This is a genomic window from Variovorax sp. dw_954 (assembly GCF_018449755.1).
Taxonomy (GTDB): Bacteria; Pseudomonadota; Gammaproteobacteria; order Burkholderiales; family Burkholderiaceae_C; genus Variovorax.
This window is the reverse complement of sequence record NZ_JAAVVD010000003.1, coordinates 375018-389461: the sequence shown is the minus strand read 5'-3', so window position 1 is coordinate 389461 and position 14444 is coordinate 375018. Positions and strand designations below refer to the sequence as shown.

Below are 14444 nucleotides of genomic sequence, written 5' to 3'. Positions count from 1 at the left end.
GGTCAGACCTCGATCAGGATGCACTCGCCGAACTCGATCGGCGCTTGCGGCCAGTGCTCGGCACGCATTGCCACTCGCACCCCGCGCGCGAGCAACTGCGTCGCCCGGATGACGCCCGCGTGGGTGATCCAGAAACCGTCGCGCTCCGAGATTTGCCATTCGTCGAACGCGTCGCCCACGCGCCGCATGAACTGGCGGGTGCTCTCGCCGGTGCCACCGGGATGGGCATCGGCGAAGTTGCCGATCCAGCCATCGAACTCCGCGCGCGAGATGGCGGACCATTCGCGTCCCTCCCAGGCGCCGAAGTCCATCTCCGCCAATCGGGTGTCGGCGCTGGCGGCCAACTCGGGCCGGATGGCTTCGATGGCCAGCGCCAGTTCGGCGCAGCGCTGCAGTGGTGAACAACTCACCGCCGCATCGGCTGGAATCAGCGGCGCGATCTGGCGGGCCAGCGCCTGCGTGGCCTCCACGGACACGCTGATATCGGTCGAGCCGAAGCACACGCCCGGGTCGGCGTCGGTCTGGGCATGGCGCAGCAACCAGAGCCTCATGGTGCTTGCAGCGCGAGCGAGCGCAGGACGCCCGCGTCGAAATGACGCTCGATGTAGTCGGCGAGGCCATCGAACACGCTGTCCAGCGTCGGGGACGTGGCGCCGAACAGCGCATGCAACGCGGTGGCATCCTCGAACAGGCCGTGCAGGTAGATGCCGAGCACGTTGCCCGCATCGTTCTGCCAGGCCAACCCGTCGTCCATCACCGCGTGCGCATGGGCGCCTGCCGCGGCCATCGCCGTGTGCGCGAGCGTCTGGCCGTGGTGGATCTCGTAACCCCGCACCGCGATGCCCGACAGCGCGCTCCACGGCCCGCGCAGCGCGCCGAAGCTGGCGGTGCGATGGCGCACGGTCTTGTCGCGCTCGAAGCGCGTGACCACCGGCAGCAGGCCCAGGCCCGGAGCGTTGCCATCGACGCCATGCGGATCGATCAAGGCCTCGCCGAGCATCTGCAAGCCGCCGCACACACCCAGCACCCGACCGCCTCTTGCGGCATGTGCGGCAATGGCCTGATCCAGGCCCTGCGCGCGCAGCCAGGCGAGGTCGCTGCTGGTGTGCTTGGAGCCGGGCAGGATCAGCGTGCCGGCATCGGCCAGGTCGGCCGCGCTGCGCGCCCAGCGCAGGCGCACACCGGAAATGTTCTTCAGCGGCTGGAACTCATCGAGGTTGCTGATGCGCGGATAGACCACGACCGTGACATCTTCGCGCCTTGCCCCTGTGGGCAACGGCTGGGTTGGGGACATGCGGTCATCGAACAAGCCATCTTCCTCCGGAAGTCCATGTTGCCACCACATCGGCAGCGTCGCTACGGTCGGGATGCCGGTCATGTCCTTCAGCATCTCGGGCGCAGGGGCCAGCAATGCGGCATCACCCCTGAACTTGTTCAGCACGAAGCCCGCCAGCCGCGCCCGATCCTCCACGGGCAGCAAGGCCCAGGTGCCATACAGGTGCGCAAACGCACCGCCGCGATCAATATCGGTGACGAGCAGGCAGCGCGCGTCGGCATGCCGCGCCACGCGCAGGTTGACGATGTCGCTGCCCATCAGGTTGATCTCGGCCGGCGAGCCCGCGCCTTCGATGACGACCACATCGTTCTCCGCGCGAAGTCCGTCCAGCGCCTGCGCAACTTGCGGCCAGACCTTTTCGCTGCGGCCCCGCCACGGCAATGCAGAAAGCGATTCGCTCACCTTGCCCATCAGCACGACCTGGCTGTGGGTGTCGCGCTCGGGCTTGAGCAGCAAGGGATTCATCCGCACGTCCGGCGTGGCGTTTGCGGCCAGCGCCTGGAAGTATTGGGCGCTGCCAATCTCGCCGCCCTCCACCACGCGCGCGTTGTTGCTCATGTTCTGCGCCTTGAAGGGCGCGACCTTGAGGCCCTGGCGTGCATGCCAGCGGCACAGGGCAGTGGTCAGCCAGCTCTTGCCGGCGCCGCTGGTCGTGCCGAGCACCATGACGCAGCGCGCGTTCACGGCACGCCCCCGGCACGCCGGGACGCGAACGACAACGGGGGAAACATGGGGCTGGCGTGCATGTTGGGTTGGGGCGCAATCATCGTACGCGCGCATTCATTGCGCCAATAGAGTCAATGTCTTACGGAGGACCAATGTAGTCCCCCTCTCACCCCGAACGCGTGCGCCATCCTGCACCAAAGGCATACGTCGCAAGCCACAGTGCATGCACTCAAACTCACCTGGAGCACCTCATGAAAAGCGTCATTCTCTGGATCTGCGGCGTGCCGCTCGGTGTGATCATCCTGCTGAAGGTCTTCGGGGTTTATTGACCCATCTCGCAGCGGGGGCGGCCGGGGGCGGCTGCTCTTGCGCCTTCATCGAGGCAGCACCACCCATTGGTCTGCGACCCTGTGGATTTCGATCCGGTTGTCGAACACATCCCGAAGCGCGGCATGCATGACGGACTCGTCGACAGCGCCCTGATGCACCACTCGACCTCGTCGCAGCACGAGGATTTCGTCGGCATGCAGCGCCATGCCCAGTTCATGCAGGACGCTCACGACCGTTCGACCCGCTGAAACGAATTCCCTCACCGCCAGCAACCAGTCCGCCTGATGCGGCGCATCGAGATTGGCAAGCGGCTCGTCCATCAGCAGCACTTGGGCCTCAACCGCAAACGCGCGGGCCAGCAACACACGCTGGCGCTCCCCGCCCGACAACTGGCCCAACGGCCGATCCCGCCATTCCCAGCATTGCGTCCTGCGCATCGCACGCTCGACCGCCGCACGGTCTGCCGCGCTCGGCGCGGCAAGCCACGCCTGGTGCGGCAAGCGCCCGAGCATCGCGACATCGTGCGCCAACAGGTCGTCGGCGCCCGGCTCGCCCTGGCCCAGCCAGGCGAGCGTGCAGGCGCGGGCCTTGGCCGGCCACTCCTCCATGCGACGGCCCAGCAACTGCACGCTGCCTTGCATCGGCAGCAAGCGCGCCAATGCCTTCAGCAAGGTGGTCTTGCCGGCGCCGTTGGGCCCGACCACCGCTGTCCAGCGTCCCCTGGGCAAGGCGAGTTGCGGAACGTCCACGATGAGCCTTCCGCCGAGCGAGACCTGCAGTCGCTGCGCAGCCAGCGCCGCAACCGCGGTCACAGCGACCTCCTGTGCATCAGCCACAACAGGTAGCCGCCGCCCAGCAGGGCCGTCACCACGCCCACCGGCAACTCCTGCGGCGCGACAAGCCAACGCGCGACCACGTCGGCCGCGAGCAGCAACGCACCTCCCATCAACGAGGCCAGGCCCACAAGCCATCCGTGCGTCGGCTTGACCACGCCGCGCACCAGGTGCGGCGCGACCAGCCCGACAAATGCCACCAGCCCGACCTGCGCGACCGCCGTGCCCGTGGCCAGCGCCAGCGCCGCCACCAGCACCACGCGCACGCGCGGCAGGGCAATGCCCAGGCTCGACGCGCTGGCCTCGCCCAGCGTGAGTGCGTCCAGCGCGCGCGCCAGCCCCAGCGCAGGCAGCAGACACAGCACCAGCGCGCCGGCCAGCAAGGTCACGTTCGGCCAGCCGAGGAAGCCGGTGGTGCCCAGCATGAAGGCCTGCATGGCTCGCATGATGTCGGGCACCCACAGCACGACCAACGCACTCGCAGCGCCCAGCACCATGCCGACCACGACGCCCGCCAGCAGCAGGCGCAGCGTCTGCTGCACGCCGCGCGCCAGGCTCAGCGTGACCAGCACGGCCGCCACCGCGCCCATGAAGGCGGCGCCCGTCATGCCCAGGCGCGCGGCCCATCCCCCCGCCGCCGGCCCGAGCGCGGAGGACGTGCCCAATGCCACGAGCAGCAGGCACACACCGAAGTTCGCACCCGACGCACTGCCCAACAGGTACGGGTCGGCCAGCGGGTTGCGAAACAGCCCCTGCGCCAGCGCGCCGCCCAGGCCCAGCAGCGCGCCTGCGAACCAGGCGCCGAGCGTGCGCGGCAGCCGGATGTCGCGCACGATCTGCAGCGCGGTCGCGTCGCTGGCGGCGCTCCACACGCTCTCGAATCCGGTGCTGCCGATGCTCGCCCCCACCAGCCCCAGCACGAGGCTCACGACGACGATCGCAACGGCAAACCCGGGCTTGGTCACTTGAACTTGTCTTTCAGGCAATCGGCCATGATGCCGGCGCCCTCGGCCATGCGTGGACCGGGGCGCGCGAGCACATCGCCTTGCGCGGGCGTGAACACGCAGATGCGCCCCGCCTGCAGCGCATCGATGCGCCCCCACCCTGGCCGCCCGGCCAAGGCCACCGCGTTGCGGTCCCCCACCATGATGACCTGCGGATCCGCACGCACCACGAACTCGGGATTGAGCTTGGGAAAGGGCCCGAGCGACCCGGGCACGACATTGACAGCACCCAGCCGTGCCAGCGTCTCGCCGATGAACGACGACTCGCTGGCCGCATACGGCCCGCTGCTGACCTCGAAGTACACCCGCTTGCCACGCGCGCTCGCAGGCAGCGCGGCGGCGACGCGGTTGACGCCGCCATCGATCTGCAGCCACATCGCCGCAGCCTCGGCCTCGCGGTCGAGCACGCGGCCGAGTTGGCCCAGCACCCGCTCCATGTCCTTCATCGAGCGTGGTTCCAGCGTCAGCACCTTGAGGCCGAGCGCCTCCAGCCTGTCCGTCACGCGCGCGGCCTTGGCCAGCAACACCAGGTCCGGCTTGAGTGCCACGATGCGCTCGACGTTCGCGTCCTCCAGGCCGCCCACGCGCGGCAATGCCTGCACAGCCGCGGGCCAGTTCGAATAGCTGTCGACGCCGACCAGCCGCTCGCACGCCTGCAGCGCGCAGACGGTCTCCGTCAACGACGGCAGCATCGACACGATGCGCCGCGGCGATTGCGCCAGCGTGACCTCCACGCCGCGATCGTCGACCAGGCTGACCGCGCCCCGCGCCTGCGCCGGCCCCGCCAGCCAGCACAAGGCCATGAGACACAGCAGCCTCGACATCCTCATCGGCGTGGCGCCCACTTCATCGTCAGGAAGCCGCTGAGCCCGCGCTGGTTGTAGCCATAGGCGGTCTCATAGGTGGCGTCGAACAGGTTGGCGACGCGGGCCTGCACGGTCCATTCCGGCGTCAGCTTGTACTCGCCGAACAGGTCGACGGTCGTGAAGCTCCCCAGGCGCGTGGAAAGCGTGTTGGCAACGTCGTCATAGCGCTGGCCGACATAGAGCGCCGTCACGCCGAACTTCCATTGCCCCGTCGAATAGTCGACGCCCAGATTGACCTGGTCCTTCGCGCGGCGCGGCAGCATCTTGCCGGTGAGTTCGTTCTGCGGATCCAGCTTGTCGTAGCTGGCATGCACGCCGAGCGCATCGAAGGCGCCGTCGTAGCCCAGCGTCCAGCCCTGGATGCGGGCGCGCGGAATGTTCTCCGGAGTGGTGGTGTTCGTGATGAAGCCGGTGATCTTGTTGTCGAAGCCGACCAGCTTCACGCTGTGCGCGCCCTCCGTCCAGGTGATGCCGACGTCGATGTTCTTGCCTTCCTCGGGCTGCAGCCGCGGGTTGCTGAAGAAGGGGTAGTAGAGCTGGTTGAACGAAGGCGCCACGAAGCTCGTGCCATAGGACGCATTGACGCGCCAGTTCGGCGAAATGCGGTAGCCATAGCCGGCGAACCAGGTGTCGTGGTTGCCGAACTGCGAGTTCTCGTCACGCCGCGCATTGAGCTGCCAGCTGTGCGCGCCGGCATTGCCGTTCAAGCCGACGAAGGCCGAGTTGATCGAGCGGCTGGTGACGTCGTAGGCAGTGTCGCTGTCCACGCTCTGCACGTTTCGCTCGAGTCCCGCGATCACGGTGCCGATCGGCGTCGTCACGTTGTTCTGCCAGCTGAACTGGCTCTGTGTGGTCCGGAAGAGACCCGGCAGGCTGAAGGCGTCGGCCACCTTTGCCTGCGTCAGGTCGACGCCCTGCGCCACGCGGAACTGCGTGGTCCAGTTGTCCATCACCCTGCCCTGCAGGCCAACGTATTCCGTTTCAGTGCGCACGACGCCGAAGGTATCGCGGTTGGGGCCGTCGTCATAGTGGTTCTCGCCGTTGGCGTAGAGCACGCCCGCGCTGAGCTTCCAGTCGTTGTTGAACTGGTAGCCGAGCGAGAGGGTGCCGGCGTCCTGCGTGAAAGGATCGCGGTCGGGGTTGAACTGGCCAAAGGGCACGCGTGGGTTGGTGGCTGAGAAGCCCTTGTCGCGCGTGTGCTGCAGATCCAGCGAATAGGTGAAGCCCCCATCGGCGCCGCTGAAGCCCAGCCCCTCCTGCGAATAGCCCTGGCTGCCGATGGTGACCGACGCGCGCGGCACGAAGGCCGGATCGCCCGGCTGGCCCTTGCGCATGAACACCTGCACCACGCCGCCCACGCCGTCGCTGCCGTAGAGCGCGGATGCCGGCCCCTTCACCACTTCGATGTGATCGATCAGGTCGACCGGGATGTTGTCCCAGATCGGCGTGCCTGCCGTGGCCGAGCCGTAGCGCACGCCGTCGATCAGCAGGATGGTGTGGCGTGCCTCGGTGCCACGGATGAACACGCTGCTGAGCTTGCCGGAGCCGCCATTCGATGACACCTGAACGCCTGCCGTGCGGGCCAGCAGTTCGGGCAAAGTGCGCTCGCCCAGTTGCTCGATCTGCGCGCGGTCGATGACGACGACGTCGGACACCAGTTCGTCGGCGCGCGTCGGCGTACGGGTGGCGGTGACCACGGTCTCGCGCAGGGTCGGGGGCTCCGATTGCGCGTGCGCAGGCAGGATCGCGAATGCGCCGAGCGCAAGCGTGACCGCCGGGAGACGCGTGGTGGCCCGGGGGGTGGTATCGCAGGAAGTCATGATGAGAAAAGAGTCGCAGACAAATGCCCGTCACCGGCTTCCCCGCCGGTGCTTGGGCGTATGGCCGCCTGCTTGCGCAGGCAGCCGCCTCGTTGGCCGGTATCCGGGCTGGCAGTGCGTCCTTCACCCGCCTTCCCAGGCGCCTGTTTCAGGGCGCCCAGTGGCTTTGTGGAGTGAAAGTGGCGCCAGAAGCCTGGGCTTCTGGCGCCGTCTGCTTGACCGTTGCGGGGGCAGCGCAGGTGGCGTCGGCCGGTGACACGGCGTCGACTCCTGCTTCCCGTTGAACTGGGTCGCGTGAACCACGGCCCGAGCACCAACGGCCCGGATTTTAGGCGCACGGCGGCCGCTGCCGCACGGCTGCGGAGGGGCAGTGTTTTCCCCTTGCCTGGGTGACAAAGCACGCAGGGTGGCTCGCCGGGCCCCACATACAATCCCCAGCCATGCCCGCCCCCAGCCCCATCGACCAGATCGCCGAGCGAGTCGAACGTTTGCTCGTGCGCCATGAAGAGGTGCAACGCACCAACGCGCTATTGCAGGAACAGGTCGACGCGCTGACGCGCGAACGCGATGCGCTCAAGGCGCGGCTCACGGCGGCACGCACCCGTATCGACGCCATGCTCGAGCGCCTGCCCGAAGAACCACCCGCCACCGAATAATTCCAGTCGAGACGATGAAGCAGATCGAAGTTCAGATCATGGGCCAGAGCTACCTGCTCGGCTGCCCCGAAGGTGGAGAAGCGCAATTGCGCAGCGCAGTCGAACGGGTCGATGCCGCCATGTGCAAGATCCGCGATGCCGGCAAGGTCAAGGCGCGCGATCGCATCGCGGTGCTGGCATCGCTGAACCTGGCCTTCGACCTGGTGCAGTCCGAGGCCGCAACCTCCGCCGCGGCGGCAGCACTGCTCGCGGTCACGACCACCGCCGCACCGGAAGAATCCGTTACCACCGATCAGCGCTTGCCGCAACTCATCCAGAGGCTGGATCAGGCACTGGCCGGCGATGGCCATCTGCTCTGAAATTTAGGGCTTACGCGACGGCGTCGGGGGCGTAAAATCGACACCGTCTGCAGTACGCGCCGGGCCTAATATTTCCTTGTTCCAATGCTCTACGGAGCAGGGCTTGGTACATCGCTTGACGGGCGTGATCATCTCGCGTCAGATGAACCCGAAGTCTTGCTGCCCTCGCCCACCTGAACCCTGGTTCAGGATGCGGGTCCGGTGCCCCCTACTGCAGACACCTATTCCGAAAGATCAGCGGCCCTCATCGCAGGGCCGTTGGTTTTTTTACAACCGATCTGCATGCGGGTTCGACCCCTCTGTTCATCCGGTGGACTCGCCGCGTATAAGCGAGTGTCCAGATCGAAAGAGGTACGTCATGAAAATCGTGATCGCGGTCGATGGCAGCAAGCACACCCAAAAGGCGATGGACTACCTGGCCCGGCACCGCGCCAGCTTTGTCGACGGCCACGAGCTCGTGGTGGTGCATGTCTGCAGCGGCATCCCGAATCACGCGGCACGCCATGTGGGGAGGGAAGTGCTGGAGGGTTACTACGCCGAGGAAAACAGCAAGGTGATCGGGCCGGTCAAGGACGGACTTGCCGCGCGCGGCATCACCGGCTACGCGCTCGAGCAGCGCCACGGCAACGCGGCCGAGGAAATCCTCAAGGTTGCCACCAAGGTAAATGCCGAACTCATCGTGATGGGCACCCACGGCCACGGCATCTTCGGCCGCGCGCTGATGGGCTCCGTCACCACGAAGGTGATTGCAGAGACCGATATCTCTGTGCTGCTGGTGCAGTAGTACGGTAGCGTCAGCGCGGCCCGAACAGGCCCTTGTGCTGCTCGCGCAGGAGCGCCTTCTGCACCTTGCCCATGGTGTTGCGCGGCAACTCGGGCACCACGAAGCAGCGCTTCGGAATCTTGAAATTGGCCAACTGCGATTTCAGCGTGGCCAGCACCGCATCGCCATCCACCGTGGCGCCGGATTTCGCAATGACGATGGCCACGCCGACCTCGCCGAAGTCCGAATGCGGAACGCCGACGACGGCGCTCTCGGCCACGCCGGGCTGCTCGTTGATGTAGCCCTCGATCTCGGCGGGATAGACGTTGTAGCCGCCGCTGATGATCAGGTCCTTGCTGCGGCCGACGATGGTGACGTAGCCCAGGCCATCGGTCATGCCGACGTCGCCTGTCTTGAAGAATCCGTCGTGGGTGAATTCCTCGCGCGTCTTCTCGGGCATGCGCCAGTAGCCGATGAAGACGTTGGGACCACTGACTTCGATGGCGCCGATTTCGTCGGTGGTGCATTCGCGGCCTTCGGCGCCCTCTTCCGTCGACATCACGCGCAGCTGCACGCCCGGCAGCGGGAAGCCAACCGTGCCGCCGCGACGCTCGCCCTGCACCGGGTTGTACGGGTTGGAGGTGAGCATGGCCGTCTCGCTCATGCCGTAGCGCTCGAGGATGGTGTGGCCGGTGCGCTCGCGCCAATCGTTGAAGGTCTCGATCAACAAGGGCGCCGAGCCGGAAATGAACAGGCGCATGTTGCGCACCGCCTCCTTCGTCAGCGAAGGTTCCGCCAGCATGCGCACATACAAGGTCGGCACGCCCATGAACACGGTCGCCTCGGGCAGCCTGGCGATCACGCCCTTCGGGTCGAACTTGCCGAACCACAGCATCTTGCTGCCGTTGAGCAGCGCACCATGCAGCGCGACGAACAGGCCGTGCACGTGGAAGATGGGCAGCGCATGGATCAGCACGTCGCCCTCGGTCCAGCCCCAATAGTCCTTGAGCACCTCGGCGTTGGACAGCAGGTTGCGGTGCGTCAGCATCGCGCCCTTGCTGCGGCCCGTGGTGCCACTGGTGTAGAGGATGGCGGCCATGTCGTCTTCCGCCATCTGCGCGACCGTGTGCTGGTCGCTGCATTGCACGGCAAGGTCGAGCAGCGAGCCGGTGCGGTCGTCGTTGAGCGTGAACACATGGTGCGCGCCGGCGGCCTGCGCGATCGCGCCGACCCAGCCGGCGTTGTCGCTGGTGCACACCACCACCGCCGGCTCCGCGTTGCCGATGAAGTACTCGATCTCGGCGCTCTGGTAGGCCGTATTGAGCGGCAGGAACACGTAGCCGGCGCGCAGCGTGCCCAGGTAGAGCGCGATCGCCTCGACCGACTTCTCGACCTGCACCGCGATGCGCGCGCCGGGCTCGAGCTTCAGCGCATCCAGCAGGTTGGCGATCATCGCGCTGGCGCGGTCCAGGTCGCGCCACGAATAGAGAAGTCCGTTGTCGGTTTCGATGGCCACCTGGTCGAGGTTGGCCGGAAACGCGGCGCGCAGGGCCGAGAAGAGATTGGCGTTGGTCGTTGTCATGGTTGTCTCAGAAAACGGCAGGGCGTTTGGCAAGGAAAGCGTCGATGCCTTCGCGATGTTCGGGCGAGTCGGCGTAGCGGTAGGCAGTTGGAACCAGATCGGACGCGGCGCAGCGGTTCAATGCGAGAAAGGTGGCCTTGTTGAGGCGGGCCGCCGCGGGCGCGAGCGCGACGATGCGGGCTGCATGGGCCAGCACGGCGGCAGGCAGGGCATCGTCCGGCAGCACCTGCAGCAGAAAGCCGGCATCGTAGAGGCGCTGCGCGCCGTGGACGCCGGCGGCGAGCAGCATGTCGCGCGCCAGCACGTCGCCGATGGCGCGTTGCACCAACTCGGCTTCGCGCGGCGCCATCGGAAAACCAAGCTTGGCAATGGGCGCGCCGAACTTCGCGGAAGCAGCGGCCAGGCGAATGTCGCAGCAGCTTGCGATCTCGATGCCCGCGCCCATGCAGGCACCCTCGATCTGCGCGACGATGGGCACCGGGCAATCGAGCATGGCCTGCAAGCCGGCCCACACCTCGTCTTCATGAAAGGCACGCAGGCTGCGCTCCTCGAAACGGAACGACGGGTACTCCGAAATGTCGCCGCCCGCGCAGAAGGCGCCGCCCTCGCCGCGCACCACGATGCAACGCAATGCCTCCTCCGCCGACAAGGCCTCGAAGGCAGCGCGCAGCGCGAGCCACATCGCGCGCGACATGGCATTGAGGCGACCGGGATGTGAGAGCGTGACGAAGGCCATGGCGCCTTCGCGCACGACCCGGACCAATCCGCTCATTCCAGCTTGGCGCCGGAGGCCTTGACCACCACGGCCCAGCGCTTGATTTCCCCGCTGACGAAGTTGCCGTAGGCGGCATTCGTGAGGTTGGGAATTTCGGAACCGTTGGCGGCCCAGATGGACTTGAGCTCATCGGAAGCCCACGACTTCTTCACGTCCTCGATGATGCGCGCCTGCACGTCTGCCGGCGTGCCCTTCGGCGTCCACAGCCCGTACCAGGTGGTGACCGTGTAATCGGGCAGGCCGACCTCGGCCGCGCACGGCACGTCGGGGAATGCCGGGTTGCGCTTGGCGCCCGCGACCATCAACGCCTTGATGCGACCGCCCTTGATGTGCGTCGACGACGAGCCCAGGCCGTCGAAGCACACGTCCACGTTGCCGGAGATCAGGTCCTGCAGCATCGGACCGGCGCCGCGGTACGGAATATGGGTGATGAAGGTGCCGGTCTGCTGCTTGAAGAGTTCGCCCGCAAGATGGTGCGAGGTGCCCGCGCCGGCCGAGCCGTAGTTGATCCTGGCGGGGTTCTTCTTCACGTGGGCGATGAACTCCTGGATGGTGTTCTGCGGCACCCGCTTCGGATTGACCACCACCACCTGCGGCGCATTGGCCAGCAGCATCAGCGGGACGAAATCCTTCTCGATGTCGTAGTCGAGCTTGGGGTAGATCGACGGTGCGATCGCATGGTGCACGGCGCCCATGAACAGCGTGTAGCCGTCGGCCGGTGCCCGGGCCGCAATGCTGGCGCCCAGCGTGCCGCCGGCGCCGCCGCGGTTGTCGATGACGAGCGTCTGGCCCGCGACCTTGGTGAACTGCGCCGAGAGCGGGCGTGCGAAAGCGTCAGTACCACCGCCCGCTGGAAACGGCACGATCAGCGTGACCGCCTTGGTGGGCCATGCGGACTGGGCGCGCGCGCCGCCGCACAACACGGCTGCGCCGCTCGCAGCCCATCGCAATACGTCCCGCCGTTGAAAGTTCTCGGTCATCCTGGTGTCTCCTGTCGTCGCGTCTTGATCAGTTCTTGAAGTACAGGCCTTCTATGTCGCCTGAGACGGCCACTCTGCCATTGGCCAGCCAGGCTCGATGTTTATCGAGACGCTTGAGGTCGTACAGGTAGTTAACCATGAGGCCCCACGACTGCTTCTGTCCCTTGGCCGACGGGTCGCCGGCCCAGTTGAGCCGCTCCACGCGCGCTCCATTTCCCAGGTGGAAGCGCGCCACCGGATCGACGGGCTTGCCCTGCGTCACGGCGCGACCGAGGTATTCCGCCGCGCACTGCGTCAGCCACTGGCGCAGCGGCGACTTCGGATCGGCGAGCGCACCGGGCGCCTCCACCGCGGCCAGCAAGCGCTCCGCGGTGGGGGGCAACGAGCCGATCAGCCGGCCGAGTTCGTTGCCGCGCTTCTCATCCAGCAGCGGCACCAGCGTGGCCGCGTTCTTCACCAGCCAGTGGCGAAAGCCCGGGATCGGCGACAGCGTGGCGAACACCTTCAGGCGCGGCAGTTCGTCCTGCAGCGTTTCGACCACGCGCTTGATCAGCGAATCCCCGAAGCTCACGCCGCGCAGGCCGTTCTGCGTGTTGCTGATCGAATAGAAGATCGCGGTGGTCGCCTTCGCGGGTTGCACCGGGACCGCGGCTTCGTCCAGCAGCGGCGTGATGCCGTCGCTGATGCGGTCGACCAGCGCCACCTCGACGAAGATCAGCGGCTCGTTCGGCAGGCGCGGATGGAAGAAGCCGTAGCAGCGCCGGTCCTGGTGGTCGAGCCGGTTCTTCACGTCGTCCCAGCCCTTGATGTCGTGCACCGCCTCATAGCGGATCAGCTTCTCGATCAGCGACGCGGGCGAGTCCCAGTCGATGCGGCGCAACTCAAGGAAGGCTACGTCGAACCAGGTGGAGAACAGATGCTCCAGTTCCCCATCGAGCGCGAGCAGGCGATGGTCCGCCTTCAGGTGCGGCAACAGGTCAGCGCGCAGGTCGACCAGGAAGCGCATGCCCGCCGGCTCGACCGCGAAGCGCTGCAGCAGGCGCATGCGCGGCGACACCAGCGCACGGCGCAAGCGCATCTCGGCCTGGCCTTCCTCGGGTGTGCCGACAGCCGCCTGGTGCTGGTCGCGCGCGGCCTTGAGCGTCTCCGCGTCGGCGGCGAAGTGCTCGCTCATCAACGCCCAGTGGTCGCGGCGCTCGGTGGGCCCGGCCGCCAGGTACTCCTGCGCCACGGCATGCGCGCGGCGCCCGCCCTCGACCTCGCTGACGCGCGGGTCGATCACCGCCTCCAGGGCCGTGAGCACCTTGCGCAGCACGCGCGGCGACATCACCTCGTCGGACTTGCGAAGCGTCGCCTGCAGGCGCTCATGGGTTGAACGCGCGCTCGGCTTCGCGAGCGACTTCGCAGCCGGCCAGCGCGGCAGGGTGAGTGCCATGGGCACTTTCGACTTGAACCATTCCGTTGCGCTCACGATGTCCTCTCTGATTGCGGTTGACGCCATGCCATCTCGCCGAAACGAGAAACGCCTTCATTGTGAAAGCTCGCGCACGCAACTCACAACCACCTGCCCTAAGCCTTACGGATTGAATGTCCACTCGAACCGCGCGCGGCACTTGGGCTTCGACGCGAGCCGACGGCGCCGGCTCAGCGGGTTGCGACCCTCACCGCCGGCCGACGCGCCGCCCAGATCCACAACCCGATGCCGAACACGATCATCGGCAGGCTGAGCCACTGTCCCTGGCTCAGGTTGAGCGCCTGCAGGCCGAGGAAGTCGTCCGGCTCGCGGAAGAATTCGGCGATGAAGCGGAACACGCCATAGCCGATGGTGAACACCGCCGCCACCTGTCCCTGCTTGCGCTCCTTGCGCGCATACACCCAGAGCAGCACGAACAGCAGCAGGCCTTCCAGCAGGAACTGGTAGACCTGCGACGGATGGCGCGGCAGCATCGATCCGCTTTGCGGAAACACCATGCCCCAGGGGAGATCGGGGCTCGAGAAACGCCCCCAAAGCTCCCCGTTGATGAAGTTGCCCACCCGCCCCGCCGCAAGGCCGGTCGGCACGCAGGGCGCGACGAAATCCATCACCTGCCAGAACGGCCGTCTGCGCGAATGCGCGAACCAGACCATCGAGGCGATGACGCCGAGGAAGCCGCCATGGAAACTCATGCCGCCCTGCCACACCATGAAGATCTCCAACGGATGCGACAGGTAGTAGCCCGGCTTGTAGAACAGGCAATAGCCCAGCCGGCCGCCGATGATGACGCCAGCGACACCGAGGAACAGGATGTCCTCCACGTCCTTGCGCTCCCAGCCGCCTGGGCCGCCTAGCGAGCGAAACGGCTCGTGCTGCAAGCGCCGCGTGCCGAGGAACCAGAACAAACCGAAGGCAGCCAGATAGGTCAGGCCATACCAATGAATGGCGATCGGCCCGAGTTGCAGCGCAACGGGGTCGATGTGGGGATACATGAGCATCC

At 66.9% G+C, this 14444-nt stretch carries 14 protein-coding genes and 1 riboswitch; of the genes, 3 read left to right on the top strand and 11 right to left on the bottom strand.

Features of this window, described 5'->3' with window-relative positions; all coding sequences use genetic code 11:
• Window positions 1-2: 2 nt before the first annotated feature.
• From HB681_RS07935 to HB681_RS07910, 6 genes are all read right to left on the bottom strand, one after another.
• The gene (locus HB681_RS07935; protein WP_213954249.1) at window positions 3-551 is read right to left on the bottom strand and encodes a histidine phosphatase family protein; all 549 of its coding nucleotides are present in this window, start codon (window positions 549-551) and stop codon (window positions 3-5) included.
• Window positions 548-2020, bottom strand: coding sequence for a cobyric acid synthase (locus HB681_RS07930; protein WP_213954248.1), 1473 nt, complete (start codon window positions 2018-2020; stop codon window positions 548-550). Before HB681_RS07930 ends, HB681_RS07935 begins: the two co-directional genes overlap by 4 nt.
• 356 nt (window positions 2021-2376) lie before the next feature.
• Window positions 2377-3144 (bottom strand): ABC transporter ATP-binding protein, encoded by a 768-nt coding sequence (locus HB681_RS07925; RefSeq protein ID WP_213954247.1) that lies wholly within the window; start codon window positions 3142-3144, stop codon window positions 2377-2379.
• Entirely contained in the window at window positions 3141-4130 is a 990-nt protein-coding gene (locus HB681_RS07920) for an iron ABC transporter permease (RefSeq protein ID WP_213954246.1), read from the bottom strand. Before HB681_RS07920 ends, HB681_RS07925 begins: the two co-directional genes overlap by 4 nt.
• The gene (locus HB681_RS07915) at window positions 4127-4993 is read right to left on the bottom strand and encodes a helical backbone metal receptor (protein ID WP_213954322.1); all 867 of its coding nucleotides are present in this window, start codon (window positions 4991-4993) and stop codon (window positions 4127-4129) included. The genes HB681_RS07920 and HB681_RS07915 overlap by 4 nt, the downstream gene beginning before the upstream one ends.
• 2 nt (window positions 4994-4995) lie before the next feature.
• Window positions 4996-6855: a TonB-dependent receptor gene (locus HB681_RS07910; protein ID WP_213954245.1), complete on the bottom strand. Its 1860-nt coding sequence runs from the start codon at window positions 6853-6855 to the stop codon at window positions 4996-4998.
• A gap of 76 nt (window positions 6856-6931) precedes the next feature.
• A riboswitch (cobalamin riboswitch) is annotated at window positions 6932-7188 on the bottom strand.
• Between the two features lie 107 nt (window positions 7189-7295).
• Between HB681_RS07910 and HB681_RS07905 the strand changes: the two genes are divergently transcribed.
• The 3 genes from HB681_RS07905 (at window position 7296) to HB681_RS07895 (ending at window position 8654) form a co-directional block, all read left to right on the top strand.
• A complete protein-coding gene (locus HB681_RS07905) occupies window positions 7296-7511 on the top strand; it encodes a DUF904 domain-containing protein (RefSeq protein ID WP_213954244.1) in 216 nt (71 codons plus the stop codon).
• Between the two features lie 14 nt (window positions 7512-7525).
• Window positions 7526-7870, top strand: coding sequence for a cell division protein ZapA (locus HB681_RS07900; protein WP_213954243.1), 345 nt, complete (start codon window positions 7526-7528; stop codon window positions 7868-7870).
• A gap of 358 nt (window positions 7871-8228) precedes the next feature.
• Window positions 8229-8654: a universal stress protein gene (locus tag HB681_RS07895; protein ID WP_213954242.1), complete on the top strand. Its 426-nt coding sequence runs from the start codon at window positions 8229-8231 to the stop codon at window positions 8652-8654.
• A gap of 10 nt (window positions 8655-8664) precedes the next feature.
• On the opposite strand, the gene HB681_RS07890 is transcribed toward HB681_RS07895, so the two are convergent.
• The 5 genes from HB681_RS07890 to lgt form a co-directional block, all read right to left on the bottom strand.
• Window positions 8665-10215, bottom strand: coding sequence for a malonyl-CoA synthase (locus HB681_RS07890; RefSeq protein WP_213954241.1), 1551 nt, complete (start codon window positions 10213-10215; stop codon window positions 8665-8667).
• A gap of 7 nt (window positions 10216-10222) precedes the next feature.
• The gene (locus HB681_RS07885; protein WP_213954240.1) at window positions 10223-10987 is read right to left on the bottom strand and encodes an enoyl-CoA hydratase/isomerase family protein; all 765 of its coding nucleotides are present in this window, start codon (window positions 10985-10987) and stop codon (window positions 10223-10225) included.
• Window positions 10984-11970 carry a tripartite tricarboxylate transporter substrate binding protein gene (locus tag HB681_RS07880; RefSeq protein WP_213954239.1) on the bottom strand — a complete coding sequence of 329 codons (987 nt, stop codon included), beginning with the start codon at window positions 11968-11970 and terminating at the stop codon, window positions 10984-10986. Before HB681_RS07880 ends, HB681_RS07885 begins: the two co-directional genes overlap by 4 nt.
• A gap of 28 nt (window positions 11971-11998) precedes the next feature.
• A complete protein-coding gene (locus tag HB681_RS07875; protein WP_256734863.1) occupies window positions 11999-13405 on the bottom strand; it encodes a malonyl-CoA decarboxylase in 1407 nt (468 codons plus the stop codon).
• Window positions 13406-13614: 209 nt separating this feature from the next.
• A complete protein-coding gene (gene lgt, locus HB681_RS07870) occupies window positions 13615-14442 on the bottom strand; it encodes a prolipoprotein diacylglyceryl transferase (RefSeq protein ID WP_213954237.1) in 828 nt (275 codons plus the stop codon).
• Between the last annotated feature and the right edge of the window lie 2 nt (window positions 14443-14444).